Below are 23,238 nucleotides of genomic sequence, written 5' to 3' on the forward strand. Positions count from 1 at the left end.
AGTTGAAAGAATGGCATTTCTTTTTATATTGAATTTTAATGTGTGTGTTGCATTTATACAACTGTTTATGTAAAATACACATATAATATTTGAAATACAATCGATGAGGAGGAGATGTGATGGTAGAACAAAAGATAAAGAAGAAAGGGTTTATCGATCGATCTTTAGATATCATCGAGAAATCAGGGAATAAATTGCCTGATCCAGTTGTTATTTTTATTTCACTATGTCTTATCATTTTGTTTGCTTCATTTGTTACTGGAACGATGGGTGTTTCTGCTAAGAATCCAGCTGACGGTAAAGTGATTGAAGCAGTGAACTTATTAACGCCTGAAGGTATTGCTAAGATTATTTCAGAAGCAGTTAATAACTTTGCAGCATTTCCACCACTTGGCCTCGTCCTTGTTGTGATGATCGGTGTAGGAGTTGCAGAGAAAACGGGGTACTTTGAGACGTTAATGAAGTATACCATCGAGAAGACACCGCGCAAGATTATTGTTCCAATGATTATATTGGTAGGAATCCTTGGAAATGCTGCGGGTGATGCGGCACCAATCGTACTTCCTCCAATCGCTGCGATGGTCTTTATTAAGCTTGGTTATCATCCGGTCGCAGGGCTTGTTATGGCTTATGCCTCAGCGCTCGGTGGGTATTCAGCAAGTTTGATGATTGGGATGAGTGATGCATTAATCGTGTCGTTTACAGAACCAGCGGCGAAACTTGTCGATGATAGTGTTCCAGTAAATGCGGTGATGAACTACTATTTCCTATGTGTGTCTACAGTAGTGTTACTCATTGCTGCTTGGTTCGTTACAGTCAAGATAACAATACCTAGATTTGGAGCATATAAAAGCGATGTGCATACTGCTGCTGAAGATGTCACTCCAATAGAACGTAAAGCAATGATCTATGCAAATATTGCATTGCTGATTGCGATGGTGATTGTGATGTTTTTAGCGGTTCCTGAGAATGGATTATTGAGAAATGCGAAAACAGGAAGCCTTATTCAGGACTCTCCACTTATGAATGGAATCGTTCCAATTATAACAGTGCTGTTCTTCGTGCCAGGACTGGTCTATGGCTTTGTAGCAGGGACGATGCGTTCTACGAAGAAGTTTGCAGAGATGCTAGGGGATGCGATGAGTACGATGGGACCATTTATCGTAATCGTATTCTTCGCTGCACAAATGCTTGCGTATTTTAAATGGAGTAATCTTGGAACGATCATCGCGATTAAAGGGGCGGAGGCTTTGCAAGGGCAAAACGGCGTTGTACTGATACTCGGCGTATTAGCTTTGTCTGCGTTTATCAATATGCTGATTGGTAGTGCATCAGCCAAGTGGGCAATCATGGCTCCTATCCTAGTTCCGATGTTGATGTTACTCGGATTCCATCCAGCATTTACACAAGTAATCTACCGTGTCGGAGATTCGATAACAAATCCGATTACACCGATGATGCCTTACTTACCACTATTATTGTCTTATGCACAACGCTATGTGAAGGATATCGGCCTTGGAACATTGATTGCAGCATTGATGCCGTTCTCTGTAGCATTCGGTATATTCTGGACAATATTATTAATTGTTTGGTATTTAACAGGACTTCCAGTGGGACCAGGAGGACCGATCCATTTGAAATAGGGTGTAGAATTTAAGAGTGAAATTGGCGCCGTGCCAAATTCGGACAGGAAAAGAAGAGTGAAATTGGCGCCATGCCAAATTCGGGCAGAAAAAGAAGAGCGAAATTGGCGCCATGCCAAATTCGGGCAGAAAAATAAAAGTGAAATTGGCGCCGTGCCAAATTCGGACAGAAAAATAAGAGTGAAATTGGCACCATGCCAAATTCGGACAGAAAAAGAAGAGCGAAATTGGCGCCATGCCAAATTCGGGCAGGAAAAGAAGAGCGAAATTGGCTCCGTGCCAAATTCGGACAGAAAAAGAAGAGTGAAATTGGCGCCATGTCAAATTCGGGCAGAAAAAGAAGAGTGAAATTGGCGCCATGCCAAATTCGGGCAGGAAAAGAAGAGTGAAATTGGCGCCATGCCAAATTCGGGCAGAAAAATAAGAGTGAAATTGGCGCCGTGCCAAATTCGGGCAAGAAAAGAAGAGCGAAATTGGCGCCGTGCCAAATTCGATATATGATTGACTTAAGGTCTTAAGAAAGATGTCAATAAAATGGCATCTTTTTTTATGTTAAAATGGAATAAACTAGAAAAAGAGGTGTGGCAATGAATTCATATTTATCATTTTGGAAGCGAGCATTTGATTTTAAAGGAAAGTCTTCTGTAAATGACTTTAAAATACCATTCAATTTTCATTTGTTATTAGCTTTCATTATTTTTCCTTTCGTACATAGTTTTGTTGGTGGAAAGCTGTGGACAATACAAGATATCAAGATAGGTAATTTAATGATACCAATTAAGATTTCAAGTTGGGTACTTTATTTATATGTCATTACATACATTCCTACACTTGCTTTAACAATGAGAAGATACCACGATTTAAATGAAGAAAAAGAAATGGGATTATTATTTGTAACATTTCCGCTTATTTATATCATTGGGACGTTTATGCTACTTATTGCTGGGCAGGGATTACCTGATACTTTGATGGTCTCAATCATTATCGTCATCCTCCTGATCCTACCTTTAATATGGTTTATTGCAGAATGGTTTAAATTATCATTTAAAAGTATAAAGTAATATAATTAGGGTGAAGGAGGCGTTAATTTTGAAAAAATTACTTAAAGAAAAGACATCGTTTGTATCAGATATGTTAAAAGGAATGGCTCTTACTGATGAATCTCATGAAGTGGTTGCAGATTCTATTATTGTACGTAAAGAAAAGAAGATAGGAAAAGTTGCACTTGTATCAGGCGGTGGTAGTGGCCATGAGCCGGCACATGCTGGTTATGTTGCTGAGGGCATGCTAGATGCAGCAGTTTGCGGTGAGGTATTTACTTCTCCAACACCGGATAAAGTTCTTGAAGCCATTAAATCAGTTGCAACAGATGCGGGTGTATTACTGATTATTAAAAATTATGCCGGAGATGTCATGAATTTTGAGATGGCGATGGAACTTGCTGAAATGGAAGGAATAAAGGTTGATCGCGTGATTGTACGTGATGATGTTGTAATTGAGAATAAAGAGCAACGCCGCGGTGTGGCAGGTACGGTCATCGTTCACAAAGTTGCAGGTTATTATGCTGAACAAGGGTTATCATTAGAAGAAATTAAATCAAAAGTTGAAGCATTACTTCCGAATATTGCAACCATCGGAATGGCGATTAAGCCTTGTATGGTCCCTACAACAGGTCGATATGGATTTGACCTGGCAGATGACGAAATGGAGATTGGTATTGGGATTCATGGTGAGAAAGGAATTTATCGTGAAAAGATTGAACCAATTGATAAGGTTATCGAAAGGCTGATGACTGAAATAGAAGCGAATTTAGAGTTTGATGACGCAGTAGTAATGCTTAATGGCATGGGAGGTACACCGCTAAGTGAGCTTTCGGTAGCCGCGCATTACTTAGATGAATATTTTAAATCAAAAAACAAATCAATTACTAAATTTCTTGTAGGTGACTATATGACAGCATTAGATATGCAAGGATTTTCGATTACAGTAGTCAAATCAGATGAAGCATTGATTGAAGCATTAAGTGCAAATACTAAAAGCAAATATTTTTTGTAGGAGTGGTTGGATGAATGCACAAGAACTTTCAGTAAATTTAAAGGCATTATATAAAGTATTTGAAGAAAATGAAATATTGCTTACAAACTTAGACCGTGAAATCGGTGATGGCGATCATGGTGTGAATATGCTCCGAGGATTTAAAGCAGTCGATGAAAAGTTGTCAGGTGATACGATCAGTGAAGTCTTGAAAAATTGTGGTATGACACTGATGAGTGTTGTCGGTGGGGCGTCAGGTCCGTTGTATGGTTTCTCATTTGTAAAGATGTCACAAGTTGCTGAAGAAGAAATTAGCCGTGACAATGTTAGTAAGCTTATTGAAGCTTTTAAAGATGCGGTTGCAAGCCGTGGTCAAGTTTCAGGTGGAGAAAAGACGATGTATGATGTGATCAGTAAAGTTAGTGATGCATTGAATCAAGGTAATATCCCATCGATTGAAGCATTACAGCAGTATGCAGAAGAAACGAAGGATATGATGGCGACAAAAGGTCGAGCAGCTTATTTTAAAGAACAGTCGGTAGGTACAATTGATCCTGGTGCACAGAGTAGTGTATGGGTGTTAGATGCCTTACTTTCGGGAGTGAGATAATGGAAATATTAATTGTAAGTCACAGTGAAGCTATTGCTAAAGGGGTTAAAGCTTTGCTTGAACAAATGGCACAAGATGTTGTTGTAAAGGTTACTGGAGGTATAGATGGAGAGATTGGTACGTCTATAGATGATATTATGCAAATGTTTGATAGTGTCGAAGGAGAAGCACTTTGCTTTTATGACATCGGATCTAGTAAGATGAATATAGAGATGGCCTTAGAAATGAATGACTATAGTAATATCCATATTGCACATTATCCGATTGTTGAAGGTGCATTTCTAGCAAGTGTAGAAAGTAAGATTGGTAAAGGCTATAAAGAAATACTGGAAAGCTTAAGTAACAACTTTAAAGAAAAATAAAAAAGCGCGAAATTGGTGGTGTGCCAATTTCACGCTTTTTTATATCATATTTATTATCATCTTAATTGCAGCAAGGGCAATCAATAGTGCGAGTATTACTCTTAATAATTGCTGGTTCGTCCTCTTTGATACTTTCGTTCCGATAGGCGCAAATAACAAACTTGCAATGACTAAAGGAATCATCATTACAAAATCAATTTGACCTGTCATCGACTTCATGAGAAATGTGCCAATGGATGAGATAAATGCAATCACAATGCTACTCGCAACTACACTTCTGAAAGGTGCTTTAAAAATTGCAAGCAATACAGGAACAATAATGAATGCGCCCCCTGCACCGACGATTCCAGAGAGTATCCCTATCGTAAGTGCTGTGATAAATAGTGCGATTTTATTGAAGTGTGTGCACTCATTCTCTGGCTTTACTTTGACAAACATTAAAAATACGGCAACTATTGCTAAAAATGTATAGACGATATTGATTAATGATTCATCAAATATTGAAGCACTATATGCGCCGATTAAACTTCCAAGGAATATACCAGCTCCCATTGGTACAATGATCCCTTTATTGAGGTCAGGGTTATGCCGCTGACTCATGCCGCCGCTCATCGTACTAAAGAATACTTGTGCTGCCGTGAGTCCGGATGCAATTTCTGGTGTTATCTTATATCCGAATATTGGTGGAATAAATAGCAGCATCGGATAAATTACAATAGCTCCCCCGATTCCGACAAGTCCTGATATAAATGCACCAAATGCTCCAATTAAAGAGAGAATTAAGATTAAAGACGTGCCCATTCGATCATGCCGCCTTGGACATTTGTCGTCTTAATATCAAACTGTTCCAAATAGTCACATGCCATACCACTTCGGTTACCTGAACGGCAAATAATAATGTAGTCATCGTCTTTATTAAAGTCACTTACATGCTGATCCAGTTCAGATAATGGAATATTTTTAGCATCTTCAATATGTCCTGCTTCAAATTCATCAATTTCTCTAACATCGATTAACAGTACTTCGGCATTTTGTTCTAATAGTTGTTTTAAACTTTTTACTGTAATTGTATTCATATGCATTACCTGCTTTTTATTAGTAGATTTACTGCTTCTTTTACAAAATTGTCAGTATCCGTATTATTTTTTACGTTCTCTTTTACACATTCTGCTAAATTCTCACTTACAATGACGCCGATTAATCGTTCAATCCCACTTCGGGAAGCACTAAGCTGTGTTACGACATCTTTGCAATCTTTGTTTTCTTCCATCATCTTCAGGACGCCATTTAATTGTCCTTGCAGACGCTTTAGACGATTGATCTGATTTTTATCGTATTTCATAATGATCCTTCTTTCTAATTTATTGATATCCATACTATATACCCCTCTAGGTATCTGTGTCAATTAAAAAATACCCCCATAGGTATTTGACAAATGAATATTGTTCATTGTATGATACCCCCATAGGTATGAAACGAGGAGGAAACAATATGAGAAAGATTATGATTATAGGTGGTGTTGCAGGTGGCGCATCTGTAGCAGCACGTTTGAGACGATTAAATGAACAAGATGAAATAACGATTATTGAAAGAGGTCCGCATGTATCATTTGCAAACTGTGGATTGCCTTATTATATCGGTGATGAGATAAAAGATAGAGATAAATTATTAATTCAAACACCTGAACTGATGAATAACCGTATGAATATTAATGTCAGAACGAATACGGAAGCCACTCAGATTAATTCTGATAATAAAACAGTCGTACTTAAAACAGAGCATGGGGTTGAAGAAGCATCTTATGATGTCCTTATTCTATCGATGGGAGCGCGTGCGATTGAAGTACCGATTGAAGGTGCAAAACAAAGCCATGTCTTTACTCTAAGAAATATTCCGGATATGGATAAAATAAAATCTTACATAAATGAGCACAATGTTAAAACAGCGTCTGTCGTTGGTGGAGGATTTATTGGATTAGAGATGGCTGAGAATTTACATGCATTAGGAATTGATGTAACCCTGTTTGAGTTAGGTGATCAAGTGATGCCGGGCATGGATAAAGATATGACTAAATTATTAGAAACACATATGGTGCAGCGCGGTGTCCATTTAAAGTTAAAGACTTCTATTAAAGAAATTAATGAACATAATGTCATTGCAGAAAATGGGGAAGTCATTCAAAGTGATATGGTTATTATGGCTATAGGGGTCATTCCAGAGTCTGCAATTGCTCAAGAAGCAGGGATTGAGACGAGGGTTAAAGGTGCTATCAAGACAAATGATGTCTTTGAAACATCAATAAAAGATATATATGCTATTGGTGATGTTGCTGAGATTACACATAAGATTTCACAGCAGGATGTACATATCCCGCTTGCGTGGATTGCGAATCGTCAAGGACGTCTTCTTGCTGATCACCTTAATGGAAAGGTGATAGAAAAGATGAAACCAATCGGTACGGCAATTGCGAAAGTATTTGATCTCACTGCAGCAAGCACAGGACTTAATGAACGTACATTGAAGATGCAGGGACTTGATTATCATATTATTCATGTATCTGGACAATCAAATGCGACATATTATCCAGGTGCTGAGCCGATGACGATCAAGGCGCTGTTTAGTCCTGAAGGCGAAATTTATGGTACGCAGATTGTAGGACGAAAAGGTGTGGATAAACGTATCGATTTGATTGCGAGTGCAATGACATTTAACCAGGATATCAGAAGCCTCGCTCAAATTGAAATTGCATATGCACCACCATTTTCATCAGCAAAAGATCCGGTTAACATGGTGGGTTATATCGCACAAAACGTACTGGATGATGAGATGAAGATGGTTCAATACGATGAAATTGAAAATTTTAATCAATTGATAGATGTACGTGAACCGATTGAATACGACATGGGTACTATTGGCAGTGCGAAGAATATTCCACTTGGCACGCTGCGCGATCGTCTGGATGAACTTGATATAAATGAACCAGTAGCCATCTTCTGTCAAGTCGGTCAGCGTGGCTATAATGCAGCGCGTATATTACAGAATAATGGGTTCGATGTCGTCAATCTTGACGGTGGATTTAAACATTATAAAGCGATGCATGAAACGGTAAATACACCGGAAGTGAATGAAAAAGAGCAGATACACATTAAAGAACGTACTAAGAAGGAGCAGCCGATGAAAAAAGATGATAGACGTATTATTGAAGCAAGTGGACTACAGTGTCCTGGCCCTATTCTAAAAGTAAAAGAAAACATGGATGAAATGAAAGACGGAGAGCAGCTTGAGATTCATGTGACGGATTTCGGTTTCTGTACAGATATCGAAGCTTGGGCTAAGAATACAGGAAATACAATGATCAGTAATGAAATGAAGGATGGAAAAGTCGTTGCAGTAGTACAAAAAGGTGCTGACTTACCGATTAACGTGATGGACGACAGAGAAGGACATCAGCTTGTTGAGACGAAGAATGGTGCAACGATGGTTGTATTCAGTGGCGATCTTGATAAAGCGTTAGCATCATTTATTATTGCAACAGGTGCAGCATCATATGGTAAGGAAGTGACGATGTTCTTCACGTTCTGGGGCCTTAATGTGATTAAGAAACCTGGTGTGACTGTTGCAAAAGAAGGGCTCGATAAAATGTTCAGCAAGATGATGCCGAAACATGCGGGAAAACTCCCGATATCTAAGATGAATATGGGTGGAGCAGGTGCACGTATGATTCGTCACGTAATGAACAAGAAGAAAGTAGATTCTTTAGAAACAATGATCGAAAAAGCCCAATCTATGGGTATTAAGATGGTTGCATGTACGATGAGCATGGATATTATGGCAGTGACAAAAGAAGAGTTGATCGATGGCGTTGAATACGGCGGCGTTGCAACATATCTTGGTGATACAGAACAATCAAACTTAAACTTATTTATTTAGGAGGCATATTATGTATTTTAAACAATTTTTTAACGAACAACTTGCACAGTATTCTTATTTAGTAGGATGTCAAAAAACAGGAGAAGCAATTGTCATTGATCCGCTACGTGATGTTACACCTTATATAGAGACAGCAGAACAAGAAGGATTACGCATTACGCATGTGACTGAAACACATATCCATGCAGACTTTGCGTCAGGTATAAGAGAAGTCATCAATATGGGAGCACGAGGCTTTGTATCGGGGCATGGCGGTCTTGACTGGACGTATCAAGATATTGAAGCAGACATTATTCATGAAGGAGATGCCATTAAAGTAGGGAATGTGAAACTTGAAGTCATGCATACCCCAGGGCATACTCCTGAAAGTGTTAGTTTCTTACTCTATGATAATGGAATGGATGTACCGATGGGCTTATTTACAGGAGACTTCATCTTTGTCGGTGATGTTGGACGTCCCGACTTATTAGAAGAAGCGGCTGGTATTAAAGATACGACAGAAATAGGCGCAAGACAGATGTTTGAGTCACTGAAGAAGATGAATGACCTTCCAGATTTCATTCAAATATGGCCAGGTCATGGGGCAGGCAGTGCATGTGGTAAATCCTTAGGCGCTGTACCGATGACGACACTCGGCTATGAACGTGCAAATGGATGGGCGTTCCAGATTGAAGATGAGGATGCATTCGTCAAAGCATTAACGAGCGATCAGCCGGAACCACCGTATTACTTTGCTGAGATGAAGCGTATAAATCGTGATGGTGTAGCGCTTATGCATCACAATATTGTAACACCAGTAGAGACTATTACAGAACAAGCGATAGACCTAAGAGCAAAAGAAATCTATGCAAAGAATATGTCAGAAGGAATCAATGTACCATACAATAAGAAGTTTCTATCATTTGCAGGATGGTATTTAGATTACAGTCGCCCATTACAGCTTGTTGGAGAATTTGATGAAGTGCAACAAGCAGCGTATGATTTGAAGATGATAGGCTTTGACGATGTTCATACTTATGTTAATGTCGTTGATGGAACTGCATATCAAACAATCGAACCAGAAACATTTAAACAGCTGAATAAGGATGATATCAATATACTGGACATGCGTACGAAAAAGGAATGGGATGAAGGACATTTCGACGGTGCTGCACATGTTCATTATGGCAAACTGCAGCAAGCATCTATTCCATTTGCAAAAGATGAAACAATATATGTGCATTGTCAGTCAGGTGTTAGAAGCGCGATTGCGATGAGTATTCTAGAAAATGAAGGATATACGAATATAATCAATGTGAGTGGCGGCTATGCTGCTGTAAAATAAAAAAGATGACATATCTGAAGCACACCCCTAAGGTTCAACTTTAGGGGTGTGCTTCATTTAATGGATACGTCCAGTAGTGTACTGGATATCTTCTTGATATGTGAGTGCTGCTTCAATTGCAAGATGCAATGCTTCTGTAACTGTTGCAATTGGCATTGAGGGATGTGTATCTGTTTGTTCAGGTGCGAAAGGAACATGGATAAAGCCACCACGAATTGAAGGGAATTCGTTTTGTATCATGTATAACAATTGATACATGAGTTCATTGCATACAAACGTTCCTGCGCTATAAGAAACTTCAGCAGGGATCTCATGGTCCTGTATACTTTTAACAATCGCTTTAACAGGTAAATTTGAAAAATATGCATTGTCCCCGTCTTCATGAATAGGTATACCTGAAGGTTGAACACCCGCATTATCCGGTATACGCGCTTCGATCAGATTGATTGCGACTTGTTCTATAGTTATTTTATCACGTCCACCTGCTTGACCCACGCAGATGACAATATCAGGAAAGTTCTTCATGATGGTTGCCTTTAATTGTTCAGCACCTTGTTGGAATACTGTTGGCAATTGTTGTTTTATAATCTCTGCGCCCATTATAGTATCCGGGAGTCCTTGGACTGCTTCGAATGATGGATTGATGGTTGCATCACCGAATGCATCGAATCCTGTTACAATAACACGTCTCAATAGAATCATCCTCTCTTTTTGTTATTACTATTTTATACATAAATTGAACAGATGTATAATATAAGTAACGATAATGGGAGGTAATGAAATGACGACATTCAATGCTTATCAGGCTAATAAATATGACGCTTTCTTTGAAACTAAAAAAGGTAGATATATCTATGAAGTGGAAACAAGAGATCTACTCAACATGCTTGATCTAAAACCTGGCATGCGTATCCTGGAAATCGGCAGTGGTACAGGGCTATATATCACGAAGTTTGCAGAGCAAGGTATCAAGATGGTTGGAATTGATATTTCTGAACATATGACAGCGATAGCACAGCAAAAAATTGACCATCTAAAGCTTGACGCAGAAGTGCATGTTATGGATGCAAATCATATTGATTTCCCGGAAAATTATTTTGATGCTGCTTTTTCTATGGGGGTTTTTGATTTTATTGAACAACCTGAAAACGTCTATCAGTCAATCAGTAAAGTGGTAAAGCCGGGTGGTAAGATTGTGATAGCAACTGTAAATCGTGAAAGTCAATATGGTGAACTTTATATGAGTCCAGAATTTAATCAAGGTAAAGTATATGCACATGCACATTTTAAGTCGCTGGATGATTTAGTTGCGATGCGACCTGACCATGTATTTCAGAAATCAGCATGTTTATTTGTTGCTTATGATGCAGAGGAATCGATGTTTACATTAGAAAAGGAGGAGGAATTAAGAAATACAATTGCTGGTGGATGGATTACTGTAGGATTTATAAATAAAAAATAGAACTGTAGTATTATAATTTCTTGTATCCGGTTACATTTTTTTAGATTAAATGCGATGCGAGTATTACAAATGACAAAAAAAGGTCTATAATAGAGGTATTGTATTTTATCAAAAATGGGGGCAGAGATAATGAAACGTAAATTTAAAGAAACAGATGTAATCTTGATCGGTGGCGGCATTATGAGCGCGACACTCGGTGTATTGTTAAAAGAACTTGATCCATCAATTAATATTAAAGTGTTTGAAAAGCTAGGAGCTTCAGGACTCGAAAGCTCTAACGCCTGGAATAATGCGGGGACAGGACATTCAGCACTGTGTGAACTGAATTATACGACAGAAGATGAGGACGGTAATATTGATATTACAAAAGCGAGTGGTGTTAATGAACAGTTTCAGTTATCTAAACAGTTATGGGCGTACTTAGCACAGCAAGGCAAATTAAAGGATCCTGGCAACTTTATCATGCCCGTACCGCACTTAAGCTTTGTGGAAGGTGAGCAGAATGTAGATTTCTTGAAACGTCGTCTTAAAGCTTTATCTGATAATCCGTTATTTGAAGGGATGGAACTTACGGAAGACCATGACAAGATGCGTGAATGGGTTCCGTTGATGATGGAAGGCCGTAATCCGAATGAAAAGATTGCAATTACACGTATGGAAGCAGGTACGGACGTTAACTTCGGCGCATTAACAAATGACCTGTTCGATATTATGACAAGTTATGATGGTGCAGTTATTCATTATAATCATACAGTGAAAGATATTAAGAGAAATGACAATGACAGCTGGGATGTTAAAGTCTATGATCAAAATCATAAGACAACTGAAGTCCATAGTGCGAAATTCGTGTTTATTGGTGCTGGAGGATACGCTTTACCATTATTACAGAAGACAAAGATTCCTGAGGCTAAAGGGGTAGGTGGCTTCCCGGTGAGTGGATTATTCTTAGTATGTAAAGACCCATCAATTGTTGAACAGCATCTTGCAAAAGTTTACGGTAAAGCAAAAGTAGGTGCACCCCCAATGTCAGTGCCGCATCTAGACACACGTTATATAGACGGTGAACGTGCATTACTCTTTGGACCATATGCTGGATTCTCTCCAAAGTTCTTAAAAACAGGGCGTTATACAGATTTAATTGAATCTGTAACACCAGGCAATATTACGAATATGCTTTCAGCAGGTGCGAAAGAGATGAAATTAACGCAGTACTTAATTTCCCAAGTTATGCAGAATCATGAAGCACGTATGGAAGAATTACGTGAATTCGTACCGAATGCGAAATCTGAAGACTGGGAGATTGTTGTCGCAGGACAACGTGTTCAAGTTATTAAAGAAACTGAAGATGGCGGCAAAGGAACGCTCCAATTTGGTACGGAAGTGATTACAAGTGAGGATGGTAGTATCGCAGCCTTACTAGGAGCATCACCTGGGGCTTCAACTGCAGTCCATGTTATGCTACGTGTAATTAATGAATGTTTCGGTGAGCGTATGACAGAATTTGAACCAAAGATAAAAGAGATGATTCCATCATACGGTAAGAAGTTAGCAGAACACCCTGAACTGTTTAAAGAAATTAACAAACAGACAGCGAGTGCTTTAGGATTGAAAGAGAAGTAATGATAGATGACTTATAATTTAGTTTGATATATGACTCGAACGATGCTCATAAGCATTGTTCGGGTTTTATTGTACTTGCAGCATCATAATTCATGACTAGCTTAATCATTATGTCAATCGCATGCATTATGATATTTTAAATATAATATTAAGAAAAGAAGGATGGCCTATGCTTGAACGTATAAACATTGTATTACAGAAGTACATCGCTGTATTGACGCTATTGTCTTTATTATGTGGCGTTATCTTTGATGGGTATTTGAAGCACCTTATATTTATTGTGCCCTATATTTTTGCCTTTATGACATTTAGTGGCAGCATCCGTATGAAATTCAGAGACCTTCGTATATTTCTGGAAGCGAAGGGTACAATTCTGTATTGTATGTTCATATTGCACGTTGTCATGCCCGCCATCAGTTATGTGATTGCAACGACGTTGTTTGATGATCAACTGTTAGTGATTGGGTTTGTTATGCTTATGACCGTCCCGACAGGCGTTACAAGTCTGATCTGGATAAGTATTGGTAGAGGAGATGTCGCACTTGGCATCGCTGTGATATTGCTGGACACATTATTAGCACCAGTCATCATCCCTTTCGTGCTACATCTGGTGTCCGGGACGACAGTTGAGATTGATACACTCAGTCTCGTTATTGGATTGATATTCATGATTGTTGTACCTACAATCATTGGGATACTCTTGAACGAACTCACAAAGGGTAAGTTTCCGGACTGGATCGGCAATCGTTTAAGTCCATTTTCTAAAATGGCACTTTTCCTTATTGTATTGATTAACGGAAGCGCGATTGGTCCTTATGTGAAAGATATGAATCTTGAGTTACTGAAGATTATTGCGGTTGTATTTGTTATCGTGGTTATAGGTTACATCATTGCAGTAGGATCTAGTTACTTTATGCAGCATAGCTATGCACGTCATGTGTCGATGACTTTTTTAGGGGGGATGAGAAATATCTCTACCGGTGTCATAGTTGCAACAACATACTTTCCACCAAAGGTTGCAATGCCAGTGGCTTTTGGTATGCTGTTTCAACAGTTATTTGCAAGTATCGTCAGCACACAGCTAGAAAAGAGACGTCCTGGAGAAAACTAAAATTTAATTTTTCGACGGAATTATTAAAGAATTGCAGAAAATACTGCGATTCTTTTTATTTTTGCAGGAAATAATTGAAAAACTGCAGAAGCTTTGATTTTACTCGATTTGCGTTGAAAAAAATTACGTATTATATTGAATTTGAGGTGATATTTTTGATAAAAAAGGTTCACAAACCGAGTACAGTACAAGCGTATTTATATGAATTAGAAAATCGAGTACATATGGAGCTAGACGACTATTATAAATTTGTGAAATATAAGAAAGGCTTTGAAGGTGAGCTCAGGTTCTTTGAAATGATTGAACATCTAGAAGGAGAATATATCATAATATGGGATGTCAATATCATGAAACCTGTACGCGTGCAATTCGATTTCATTATTATTACGGCAAATAACATATTGCACTTTGATATCAAAAATTATAGTGGTAATTATCGTTATCAGAACAACCGGTTAATGAGTGAACAAGGTAAGACGGATAAAGATATCTTTATACAGTTAGACAATGCAGATTCCTATTTAAAACAGCTCATTGCAAAGTACGAGATGCCTCAAAAACTGATCAGTAAAATTATATTTATCAATGAAGATTTCAATTTAACAGGCTTTAGTGGAAAAGACTGTGTAATGTTCTCGCACGAACTTGAACCAGTGTTTAATTACTTAAAGTCATGTAAAGGAATCACACAGCAAATGATCAACTTCGCAGATGCACTTATAAAGCTTCATGACAATGAAGGTGTTGACAACCGAATTCATTATTACAATCTTGAAGATTTAAAGTTAGGCCTGCGCTGCCCGAAATGCAGGAAGATGGAGATGAGCAGAATTCGAAGGAAGACTTATTTTAAATGTAGTTGCGGAAATAAATTGAAAAACGAAAATGCAGTATTACAAGCTTACGAAGTATTAGCTTTGTTTGGTAAGGATAAAGTGAAAAGAAAAGATATTGTAGATTTTACTGGTTTATCAAATCGTACGGTAACGAGATTGATGAATCAGCATTTCTATAAACATTCACATTACAGAGGTACTTACTATAAGAAAGGTGAACAAATTAATATTTAGATAGATTTGATTGCAAGATGGCCCGTAAATTAAAAACATGGGCCAAGATGAAGATGGAAAGAAGCAATCTGGATCAAGATGGCTCATAAAAATAAAACATGGGCCAAGATTAGGACCGAGGTGAGAGGAAATGAAGCAAGATGGCTCATAAAAATAAACATGAGCCAAGATGAGGAGCGAGACGAGTGGAAGTGAATCAAGATGACCCGTAAATTAAAAACACGAGCCATCTCGCTAGTAATCAGGCGAAAGTATATTACAAGACCTAAAAAACACCTCATCCACAATGGATGAGGTGTGCATCATATCATTCAGCGTATTACTGATAGATACCTTTGGCTTTATCTGAGTAATCGATATAAATATTTTTTACTTGTTGGTAGTGACGTAACGTATCTTTGTAAGTTTCGCGTCCGATACCTGATTTCTTGTAACCACCGAATGGAGATCCTGCTGGAATCTGGTTGTATGTGTTGATCCAGATTCGACCAGTGTCTATTGCATTAGCAACTTGCAATGCATCATTTAAGTTTGCTGTGAAGATACCGCCAGCTAAACCATATTCTGAATCATTCGCTTTCTCGATAACTTCTTCTTTTGTTTTAAATTTAGATACCAATACGACTGGCCCAAAGATTTCTTCTTGAACTAAACGTGATTTGTTATCTTCAAATTCAACGATTGTCGGTGGGAAGAAGAATCCTTTATCACGTCCATTATCCATTAAGCGTTTTCCACCAGTAACGATATTAAGTCCTTCTTGTTTAGCAATTTCGATATATTCTTCAATCTTATCGATTTGTGCCTGTCCTGTTTGTGAACCATAATGATTATTTTCATCCATAGGGTCACCTACACGTACTTTTTCAAAAGCATCTTTAAGTTTGGCTACAAACTCATCATAGATACCTTCTTGAACATATAGTCGGCTACCTGCTGAACAAACTTCTCCTTGGTTAAATAAAATACCGAGTTGTGCACCTTCAATTGCTTGCTCAATATTTGCATCATCGAAGATAATGTTCGCACTTTTACCTCCAAGCTCTAAAGTCGCTGGAACGATACGCTTTGCTGCAGCTTCTGCAACACCGTAACCGACTTCAGTAGAACCTGTAAATGATACTTTTGCTACATCTTCATGATTGAAGATTGCGTTACCTGACTCCGAACCTTTACCTGTTAAAACATTTAATACCCCTTTAGGTAAGATGTCCTGAACAATTTCAGCAAACTTCAGTAATGATAACGGTGTTGATGATGATGGTTGAATAACAACGGCATTACCAGCAGCAAGCGCAGGTGCTAACTTCCAAGAAGCCAGTAGCATTGGGAAGTTCCATGCAACAACTGCACCTACTACACCGATTGGTTCGTGTTTAATAATACTGATGACATCTGCATCTACTTCTTTATTTGTTCCTTCATCAGCAAGTATGACACCTGCAAAATATCGGAAATGTTCAATTGCCATTGGAATATCAATATTTAATGATTCACGTATGGCTTTACCACTATTTAATGATTCAATTTTAGCAAGTTCTTCACGATGTTCTTCCATTTTGTCTGCAATTTGATTTAATAGTTTTGCTTTTTCGTTGTGAGAAGTGTGGCGCCATGTTTTAAAAGCTTCCTCAGCTGATTTCACAGCTACATCTACATCTTCTTCTGTTGCTTTTGCAATCTTAGCTAATACTTCTCCTGTGGCTGGATTTGTTACATCTAAGGTTTCTCCTGCAACACTATCTTTAAATTCACCATTAATAAATAATCCATATTGTTCTTTTAATAAGTTACTCATGATCTTCCTCCTAATAGTAAAATCGTATTGCTCCTATTTATTGTACATCTGTACGCTCTTCATAAGCAATAGAATTGCTTATATATTCAGAAGATTTTGCAAATACTCTGTATATACAACAAATAGATCGATTTTCTCAAATATTATATTTCAATGCTGTAATATTTTTGGATAATACTTACAATTACTATTTTCAAATATTAGTTACAATCATTGATACGACAATATTTATTAAGGAGATGAATTTATTACAGCTATATATAAAATATATCACTTAAGTAACAAATCATTAACAATGCTCAAAATCATGTTTAAACGTGATATAGTATTTTCAGTGCTCAAGAGCGCAGTAAAAATTAAAAACTAATCTAAAACTATTTTAATATAACGATTATATTACACGGAGGAATTTTAAATATGAAAAAGACAGCATTAACTTTAACAACACTTGCAACATTATCGACATTAGGTACAACTCAAGCTGATGCATCGGCGTACGGTAGAACAGATGTTGCTCAAACTTCATCTTCAGTAAGTTCAATTGATTCAAGTGCATATAACTATACATATAATAATGATGGTTCATACACTTATACTTATAACTACGACGCACCTACTTCAGTAGTTGCACAAACAGCTACACAAACAGCTACACAAACAGTTGCACAAACAGCAGCACCTGTAGTGTCACAAACTTCTACAACTTCAGAAGTGAAGAAAGCTCCTGCAACAACGGCAGTTAGCGGAAATGTTGCATCAGTAGCATTAAGTGTTGCAGTTGGTAAATCTTATGTATATGGTGCGAACTCTGCTTCAGCAGTAGATTGTTCATCATTTGCACAACAAGTATTAGCAGCAATGGGGAAATCAATTCCTCGTACTACTTATGCACAAGCTGCAGTAGGTACACAAGTGTCAGCACCACAACCAGGTGACTTAGTATTCTTCAATAACTACAGCCACGTTGGTGTATATATCGGTGGAGGACAAATGGTAGATGCATTAAATCCTTCTGAAGGTATCGGACAACGTTCAGTAAGCTATGTTAGTGGACATGTAGACGGATACTACCGTTTCTAAGATTAAACGCGTTAAGGCACAGTGCAGTTGCACTGTGCCTTTTTTATATTTAACTTTATTAATTCTATGTCGTATATTACAATCAAATAAATATGGTGCGGGAGGCGATATAATTGTGGGAATATAAGAAATTTGAAGCATTAACACACGATGAAATTTTTCAGATCTTTAAACTTAGAGTAGATACATTTGTAGTTGAACAGCAATGCTTTTATCCAGATATTGATGAAAGAGATTTAACTTGCATCCATTACTTCACTAAAGAAGATGATAAGATAGCGGCATATGCTAGAATTATCGTTGACGGACAAACGGTGAAACTGGGTAGAGTAATTGTGAATCCACAGTTTCGTGGTAGAGGATTAGCGAGAACACTTATCCAAAAAGGACTTGATTATATAAAAGATAATTATCCGGATAAAAATATTTCCTTAAGTGCACAAGCTCATCTAAAGGATTTCTATAGCAGTTTTAATCTATCACCAGTATCTGATATTTATTTTGAAGATCTAATCCCCCATATAGATATGGCGCGTAAACCTTATGCAATAGATACACAACTGGAAGGATGAATGATTTGAAAGTTTATATAAGTTGTTTTCTCGTGCAGGATATCGAATTTATTATAGCTTCTGATGAATGCGGTGTCATTTATTTAGCGAACGAACATACACATGAATATGTCAATCGCCATATTGAACGTTTCTTCAGTCAAGCGACAAAAGTTACTGGCTATGAAGCTGACCAGTATCATACGCATTATATTGAAGAGCTGAATCTTTATTTTGCGGGCAAGAAGCAGCAGTTAGAATGGCCGCTTAATCTTGCAGGGACAGACTTTCAAAAGTCGGTATGGCAGACCCTGCTTACGATTCCATACGGTGAAACACGATCGTATAGCGATATTGCATTGCAATCAGGTAATATGAAAGCTGTCCGTGCGGTAGGAGGTGCTATTGGTGCAAATCCCGTGATGATCGTTGTGCCTTGTCACCGTGTTATCGGCAAGGATGGAACGTTGACAGGATTTAGTGGTGGTTTAGATTTGAAGGATAAATTATTAAATATAGAGAAAATACAATTATAAAAATTAAAGGAGTAAGCTAATGACAATACCAGCATGTCCCAAATGTAATTCAGAATATACTTATGAAGATGGTTTAAACTATGTATGTCCAATGTGTGCACATGAGTGGCCGCAGCAAGAAATCATTGAAGAGATAATCGTAAGAGATGCGAACGGTAATATTTTAAGTGATGGGGACAGTGTAACAGTAATTAAAGACTTAAAGGTTAAAGGAAGCTCCTCTGTGATTAAACAAGGAACGAAGGTAAAGAACATTACACTAGTTGATCCTGATAATGGACATGATATCGACTGTAAGATAGATGGATTTGGTCAAATGAGCCTTAAAAGTGAGTTCGTAAAAAAATTATGACAAAACGTATAGAAAGTATCGATATTATGCGTGGAATCAGTGTCATGGGGATTTTATTTATGAATATCGTTGGTTTTCATATGAATGAAGTTTTTACAAATCCTCTAGATCACTTTCAGCTGCCTTTAGATAGAATGCTGTATTACCTTGATATGTTATTCGTGCACAATTCATTCTATCCTATTTTTTCATTTTTATTTGGGTTTGGCCTCGCCATTATGGCAACAAATATTAAGCAGCGCGGTGGGAATTTTATCCCGGTATTGTATAGAAGGGTATTCGCACTACTTGCGTTTGGCTACATTCATGGATTACTGATCTTTTATGGGGATATATTAAATGTATATGCAGTGCTCGGCATGATTGCAATCCTCTTCTTACTTATGCCGAATATCGTCAGTCTGATTGTTGCGCTCATGATATCTGTCATTTTTCTGCTGATAAATTTGATGGTGATCATTACTGTAATACTCTCACCAGATGCAATTCCTTCTGCATCTTCCAGCAATGCTGCACAGCGCTGGATACAAGTGATGCAAAGCGGAGACTTCAGTCAAATACTCGCACTGAACCAGCAATTCTTTCTGGAGAATTTCACGGCATTAAGTTTAACAGGGATATTTGGTTATGGATTATCGGTTCTGCCTTTTATCTTATTTGGAATGTATGCGATGCGTGCTGATATGATTGGCGCTATACTTAAACATAAACGTATGATGATGATAACGGCAGCAGTATCCCTTACCCTAGGATTACTGATTAAATATTATGTCATCTATGCACATCTGGATATGTATGCAGCTCAGTCGTTTATATTCTATGGCGGTACATTAGTAGCAGTTTGTTATTTTATCGTAGTTGTCCTGCTTACAGATAATAAACAGTTCTATAAGGTGATGCAGCCATTTTACTATGCGGGTAAGATGAGTTTCTCATTATATATATTGCAGAGTATCTGTATGTTCATCATATTTTATGTGCTACGTTTATATGCGAAGCTGGATCTGTATCAAGTATTCATGATCGCACTGTGTATTATAATTTTTGAACTGGTCATTGCTACATATTATATGAAAAGACATAAATATGGACCATTAGAATGGGTATGGAGGAAAATTACATACTTAAAATGAAGGCTTAAGCGATAGGAAATAAGGTGATATTATGGTACAATGCTAATCGAAAAGGTGGTGTATCAAATGCATAATATACAGGAACGCTTAGCTGAATCCATACTTAGCGGAAATTTTCATATTGCTGAAGATATAATGAATCAGACAGACTTTCTAGAGTTTGAAGAAATATTTATTAGTGCATGTCATAAAAGTGAATCTGTGATGTACTATACATTTATATTAGAACAGATGAAAAAAGAGGAGACAGTAGAACTCCATGACTTAGCTTTCTTGTTACTTGTCTATCCGCTTTGTGAAGTTAATGGAGCTTTTCATAGTGCATATTATCATGCTGAACGTGCTGTATATATGACTGATTCTAAAGAAATCAAGAATTTGTTACAGTTGCTTTTCTTGTACACTGTACCGAATCCAGTGCTTTCTGACAGAGAAGCATTTGATACAGCTCAGCAGATATTATCTATTGATTCGAATAATCAGGTCGCGAGAAAATTGATGAAAAAAGCCGCTAAGCAATTAGATCAAGTTGTTATTGATATTAAAGACTTTAATCACTATAAAAACGCCTAGACATATTAGATGCCAGGCGTATTTTTATTGTTCAAGCCATATCTCTATTGGAACGATTATTGGAAAGTGTCCTCTGTCTTCGGATAGCTTTGTAACGAGTGCCGATGCTTTTGCGTACAATGGAAGTGCGAACATGGTTTCATTTGCTTGAATTTCTTGTAATATATTAATTTCGGAATCAGCTTGAATCAGTAATGTAGATTCTATGACTCCATCAACCTGTGTGCCGAAATGACCAAACATAAAGGTGAGTTTAAAATCAAACATATGCGGATCTTCCTGGCTTATTTCATAATCTATTCGATGCATTACAGTAGGTTCTTCAGAATGACTTTCAAAATCACGTACATGTGCTTCGCGTACAAATGTCTGTAAGATTTGTTTGTTAAGTTCCATAATAAGCTCCTTTTATTAAGTTAGTTTCATAATGAAATAAAGTATTGAGAAATGCAAATAATTATCCTTTATAACATAAAGCATATAAAATAAATTTCAAGAGATATTGTTTTTACGTGAAACGTGCTATAAGATGTATAGACAACTATTGTTTTGGAGGAAATATGAAAAAATCTACTATAATCATGATTACATTTTTAATTGGCGCATTCTTTACCTTTTTAAATGAAACCTTACTGAATATCGCCTTGACAAAGATTATGACAGTCTTTCATGTCGATGCACCGACTGTTCAGTGGCTTGCTACTGGATTTATGCTTATCATGGGGGTGCTGATGCCATTATCTGCTACTATAATTCAGTGGTTTACGACGCGACAATTATTTATAGGATTGATGTCCGTCTTCCTTATTGGAACATTGGTAGCAGGGTGTGCAATCAATTTCCCTATGCTGCTGGCAGGAAGGATGATTCAGGCGGCAGGTACAGGATTGTTGATACCTGTTATTATGAATGCGATGCTGCTATTATTCCCGCCGCATGAACGTGGGAAAGTTATGGGTAATTTCGGCCTTGTTATGATGTTTGCACCTGCAATTGGGCCGACCCTTTCTGGTGTAATCGTTGATACATTAGGATGGAGATGGTTGTTTTTTGCGGTCGTACCATTCGTTTTATTTTCAATCGGATTTGCGTTTAAATATCTGGATAATGTCGGCGAAGTGACGAAACCGAAAGTCGATATATTCAGTGTTGTCTTATCAACAATAGGTGTTGCAGGTATTATATATGGCTTTAGTTCTGTCGGAAATATAGAAGGTGGATTTAGCAATAAAGCGGTATTCTTACCGATTCTTAGTGGACTTATTTCCCTGGTAATCTTTATTGTCCGTCAGAACCATCTGACATCACCACTACTTGATATGTCCGTTTTTAAGTATAGCAACTATAGTAAAGGGATGTTTATCTTTGTCGTTGTTGTGATGGCGATGTTCGCTTCTGAGATTGTGATGCCGATGTACTTACAAGGGCCGATGGGATTCAGTGCCAAAGTTGCAGGAATGATACTGTTGCCTGGTGCTTTATTAAATGGCGCGATGAGTCCAGTTATGGGACGAATATTTGATAAGATTGGTCCACGTAAGATGATCATTCCGGGCATGTTTGTTCTGATGCTCGTCATGATATTCTACTCGACGATTCACCCAGGAATACCACTATATATATTTATCATTGTTTATATGGTACTCATGGTATCTATTTCGATGATTATGATGCCAAGTCATACGAATGCAATCAATCAGTTACCAAAGCATTTGTATCCACATGGCACAGCAATCGGTAACATGATACAGCCGATTGCCGGTGCAATGGGGATTTCGGTCTTTGTAAGTATAATGACGCATGGTCAGCAACAAGCATTAGAAGGAATAAGTAATCCTACCCATTCACAGACTCAAGCAGCACTGACGTATGGCGTACATCACGCTTATTGGTTTGCAATAGCCCTTACAGTCATAGGGTTTATTACGGCATTATTTGTTACACGTTCTAAGGCACCTGAAGGTGAGACATTCGGACTGCCTGAAGAACAAAATTAAATTTAACGTTTATGACTTTTAATATCGGGTAATAAAGACATGTTGTGAAATA

At 37.6% G+C, this 23,238-nt stretch carries 25 protein-coding genes; 19 read left to right on the forward strand and 6 right to left on the reverse strand.

Annotated elements, in window-relative coordinates; translation table 11 throughout:
* Positions 1-119 precede the first annotated feature (119 nt).
* The 6 genes from ACZ2V4_RS10460 to dhaM all read left to right on the forward strand — a co-directional run bounded on the left by ACZ2V4_RS10460 (position 120) and on the right by dhaM (position 4,649).
* Positions 120-1,643 (forward strand): AbgT family transporter, encoded by a 1,524-nt coding sequence (locus ACZ2V4_RS10460; protein WP_219493864.1) that lies wholly within the window; start codon positions 120-122, stop codon positions 1,641-1,643.
* A 57-nt stretch (positions 1,644-1,700) separates the two neighbouring features.
* On the forward strand, positions 1,701-1,991 hold the full coding sequence (locus tag ACZ2V4_RS10465) for a hypothetical protein (protein WP_490514840.1): 291 nt from the start codon (positions 1,701-1,703) through the stop codon (positions 1,989-1,991).
* A gap of 239 nt (positions 1,992-2,230) precedes the next feature.
* The gene (locus ACZ2V4_RS10470; protein ID WP_086038111.1) at positions 2,231-2,704 is read left to right on the forward strand and encodes a DUF805 domain-containing protein; all 474 of its coding nucleotides are present in this window, start codon (positions 2,231-2,233) and stop codon (positions 2,702-2,704) included.
* A gap of 28 nt (positions 2,705-2,732) precedes the next feature.
* Positions 2,733-3,698 carry a dihydroxyacetone kinase subunit DhaK gene (gene dhaK, locus ACZ2V4_RS10475; protein WP_219493866.1) on the forward strand — a complete coding sequence of 322 codons (966 nt, stop codon included), beginning with the start codon at positions 2,733-2,735 and terminating at the stop codon, positions 3,696-3,698.
* Between the two features lie 10 nt (positions 3,699-3,708).
* Complete coding sequence (gene dhaL, locus ACZ2V4_RS10480; RefSeq protein WP_219493867.1) at positions 3,709-4,287, forward strand: dihydroxyacetone kinase subunit DhaL; 579 nt, start codon at positions 3,709-3,711, stop codon at positions 4,285-4,287.
* Positions 4,287-4,649, forward strand: a complete 363-nt coding sequence (dhaM, locus tag ACZ2V4_RS10485) for a dihydroxyacetone kinase phosphoryl donor subunit DhaM (RefSeq protein WP_308316964.1) — start codon at positions 4,287-4,289, stop codon at positions 4,647-4,649. The genes dhaL and dhaM overlap by 1 nt, the downstream gene beginning before the upstream one ends.
* 39 nt (positions 4,650-4,688) lie before the next feature.
* Here dhaM and ACZ2V4_RS10490 read toward each other — a convergent pair whose 3' ends face one another.
* Genes ACZ2V4_RS10490 through ACZ2V4_RS10500 form a run of 3 tightly spaced genes read right to left on the reverse strand, consistent with a single transcriptional unit; the run spans position 4,689 to position 5,991 of the window.
* The gene (locus ACZ2V4_RS10490; protein ID WP_219493869.1) at positions 4,689-5,450 is read right to left on the reverse strand and encodes a sulfite exporter TauE/SafE family protein; all 762 of its coding nucleotides are present in this window, start codon (positions 5,448-5,450) and stop codon (positions 4,689-4,691) included.
* Complete coding sequence (locus ACZ2V4_RS10495; RefSeq protein WP_219493870.1) at positions 5,435-5,725, reverse strand: rhodanese-like domain-containing protein; 291 nt, start codon at positions 5,723-5,725, stop codon at positions 5,435-5,437. Before ACZ2V4_RS10495 ends, ACZ2V4_RS10490 begins: the two co-directional genes overlap by 16 nt.
* A gap of 5 nt (positions 5,726-5,730) precedes the next feature.
* Positions 5,731-5,991, reverse strand: a complete 261-nt coding sequence (locus ACZ2V4_RS10500) for a metal-sensitive transcriptional regulator (protein WP_219494804.1) — start codon at positions 5,989-5,991, stop codon at positions 5,731-5,733.
* A 149-nt stretch (positions 5,992-6,140) separates the two neighbouring features.
* Between ACZ2V4_RS10500 and ACZ2V4_RS10505 the strand changes: the two genes are divergently transcribed.
* Entirely contained in the window at positions 6,141-8,579 is a 2,439-nt protein-coding gene (locus tag ACZ2V4_RS10505; protein WP_219493872.1) for a CoA-disulfide reductase, read from the forward strand.
* Positions 8,580-8,589: 10 nt separating this feature from the next.
* The gene (locus ACZ2V4_RS10510) at positions 8,590-9,903 is read left to right on the forward strand and encodes an MBL fold metallo-hydrolase (protein ID WP_490514841.1); all 1,314 of its coding nucleotides are present in this window, start codon (positions 8,590-8,592) and stop codon (positions 9,901-9,903) included.
* Positions 9,904-9,960: 57 nt separating this feature from the next.
* Here ACZ2V4_RS10510 and pcp read toward each other — a convergent pair whose 3' ends face one another.
* A complete protein-coding gene (gene pcp / locus ACZ2V4_RS10515) occupies positions 9,961-10,596 on the reverse strand; it encodes a pyroglutamyl-peptidase I (RefSeq protein ID WP_419956629.1) in 636 nt (211 codons plus the stop codon).
* Between the two features lie 88 nt (positions 10,597-10,684).
* On the opposite strand from pcp, the gene ACZ2V4_RS10520 reads away from it, so the two are divergent.
* From ACZ2V4_RS10520 to ACZ2V4_RS10535, 4 genes are all read left to right on the forward strand, one after another.
* A complete protein-coding gene (locus ACZ2V4_RS10520; protein WP_219493883.1) occupies positions 10,685-11,365 on the forward strand; it encodes a class I SAM-dependent methyltransferase in 681 nt (226 codons plus the stop codon).
* Positions 11,366-11,479: 114 nt separating this feature from the next.
* Positions 11,480-12,985: a malate dehydrogenase (quinone) gene (mqo, locus tag ACZ2V4_RS10525; RefSeq protein WP_256447897.1), complete on the forward strand. Its 1,506-nt coding sequence runs from the start codon at positions 11,480-11,482 to the stop codon at positions 12,983-12,985.
* A gap of 169 nt (positions 12,986-13,154) precedes the next feature.
* A complete protein-coding gene (locus tag ACZ2V4_RS10530) occupies positions 13,155-14,096 on the forward strand; it encodes a bile acid:sodium symporter family protein (RefSeq protein WP_490514842.1) in 942 nt (313 codons plus the stop codon).
* Positions 14,097-14,251: 155 nt separating this feature from the next.
* Positions 14,252-15,166, forward strand: coding sequence for a nuclease-related domain-containing protein (locus ACZ2V4_RS10535; protein ID WP_490514843.1), 915 nt, complete (start codon positions 14,252-14,254; stop codon positions 15,164-15,166).
* A 319-nt stretch (positions 15,167-15,485) separates the two neighbouring features.
* Here ACZ2V4_RS10535 and ACZ2V4_RS10540 read toward each other — a convergent pair whose 3' ends face one another.
* Positions 15,486-16,964 (reverse strand): aldehyde dehydrogenase family protein, encoded by a 1,479-nt coding sequence (locus ACZ2V4_RS10540; protein ID WP_490514844.1) that lies wholly within the window; start codon positions 16,962-16,964, stop codon positions 15,486-15,488.
* 417 nt (positions 16,965-17,381) lie between these two features.
* On the opposite strand from ACZ2V4_RS10540, the gene ACZ2V4_RS10545 reads away from it, so the two are divergent.
* The 6 genes from ACZ2V4_RS10545 to ACZ2V4_RS10570 all read left to right on the forward strand — a co-directional run bounded on the left by ACZ2V4_RS10545 (position 17,382) and on the right by ACZ2V4_RS10570 (position 21,189).
* Positions 17,382-18,044 (forward strand): C40 family peptidase, encoded by a 663-nt coding sequence (locus ACZ2V4_RS10545; RefSeq protein WP_490514845.1) that lies wholly within the window; start codon positions 17,382-17,384, stop codon positions 18,042-18,044.
* A 113-nt stretch (positions 18,045-18,157) separates the two neighbouring features.
* Entirely contained in the window at positions 18,158-18,616 is a 459-nt protein-coding gene (locus ACZ2V4_RS10550) for a GNAT family N-acetyltransferase (protein WP_420494190.1), read from the forward strand.
* A 5-nt stretch (positions 18,617-18,621) separates the two neighbouring features.
* On the forward strand, positions 18,622-19,131 hold the full coding sequence (locus ACZ2V4_RS10555; RefSeq protein WP_419895365.1) for a methylated-DNA--[protein]-cysteine S-methyltransferase: 510 nt from the start codon (positions 18,622-18,624) through the stop codon (positions 19,129-19,131).
* Positions 19,132-19,150: 19 nt separating this feature from the next.
* Positions 19,151-19,483, forward strand: coding sequence for a zinc ribbon domain-containing protein YjdM (locus tag ACZ2V4_RS10560; protein ID WP_490514846.1), 333 nt, complete (start codon positions 19,151-19,153; stop codon positions 19,481-19,483).
* A complete protein-coding gene (locus ACZ2V4_RS10565; protein WP_490514847.1) occupies positions 19,480-20,616 on the forward strand; it encodes a DUF418 domain-containing protein in 1,137 nt (378 codons plus the stop codon). Before ACZ2V4_RS10560 ends, ACZ2V4_RS10565 begins: the two co-directional genes overlap by 4 nt.
* Before the next feature lie 75 nt (positions 20,617-20,691).
* On the forward strand, positions 20,692-21,189 hold the full coding sequence (locus ACZ2V4_RS10570; protein ID WP_099482714.1) for a hypothetical protein: 498 nt from the start codon (positions 20,692-20,694) through the stop codon (positions 21,187-21,189).
* A 24-nt stretch (positions 21,190-21,213) separates the two neighbouring features.
* Here ACZ2V4_RS10570 and ACZ2V4_RS10575 read toward each other — a convergent pair whose 3' ends face one another.
* Positions 21,214-21,585 (reverse strand): hypothetical protein, encoded by a 372-nt coding sequence (locus ACZ2V4_RS10575; protein WP_283722519.1) that lies wholly within the window; start codon positions 21,583-21,585, stop codon positions 21,214-21,216.
* Positions 21,586-21,749: 164 nt separating this feature from the next.
* Between ACZ2V4_RS10575 and ACZ2V4_RS10580 the strand changes: the two genes are divergently transcribed.
* Positions 21,750-23,186: a DHA2 family efflux MFS transporter permease subunit gene (locus ACZ2V4_RS10580; RefSeq protein ID WP_283722520.1), complete on the forward strand. Its 1,437-nt coding sequence runs from the start codon at positions 21,750-21,752 to the stop codon at positions 23,184-23,186.
* The last annotated feature ends 52 nt before the right edge of the window (positions 23,187-23,238 follow it).

Source organism: Macrococcus sp. CoH-51_TC_04, assembly GCF_058188655.1.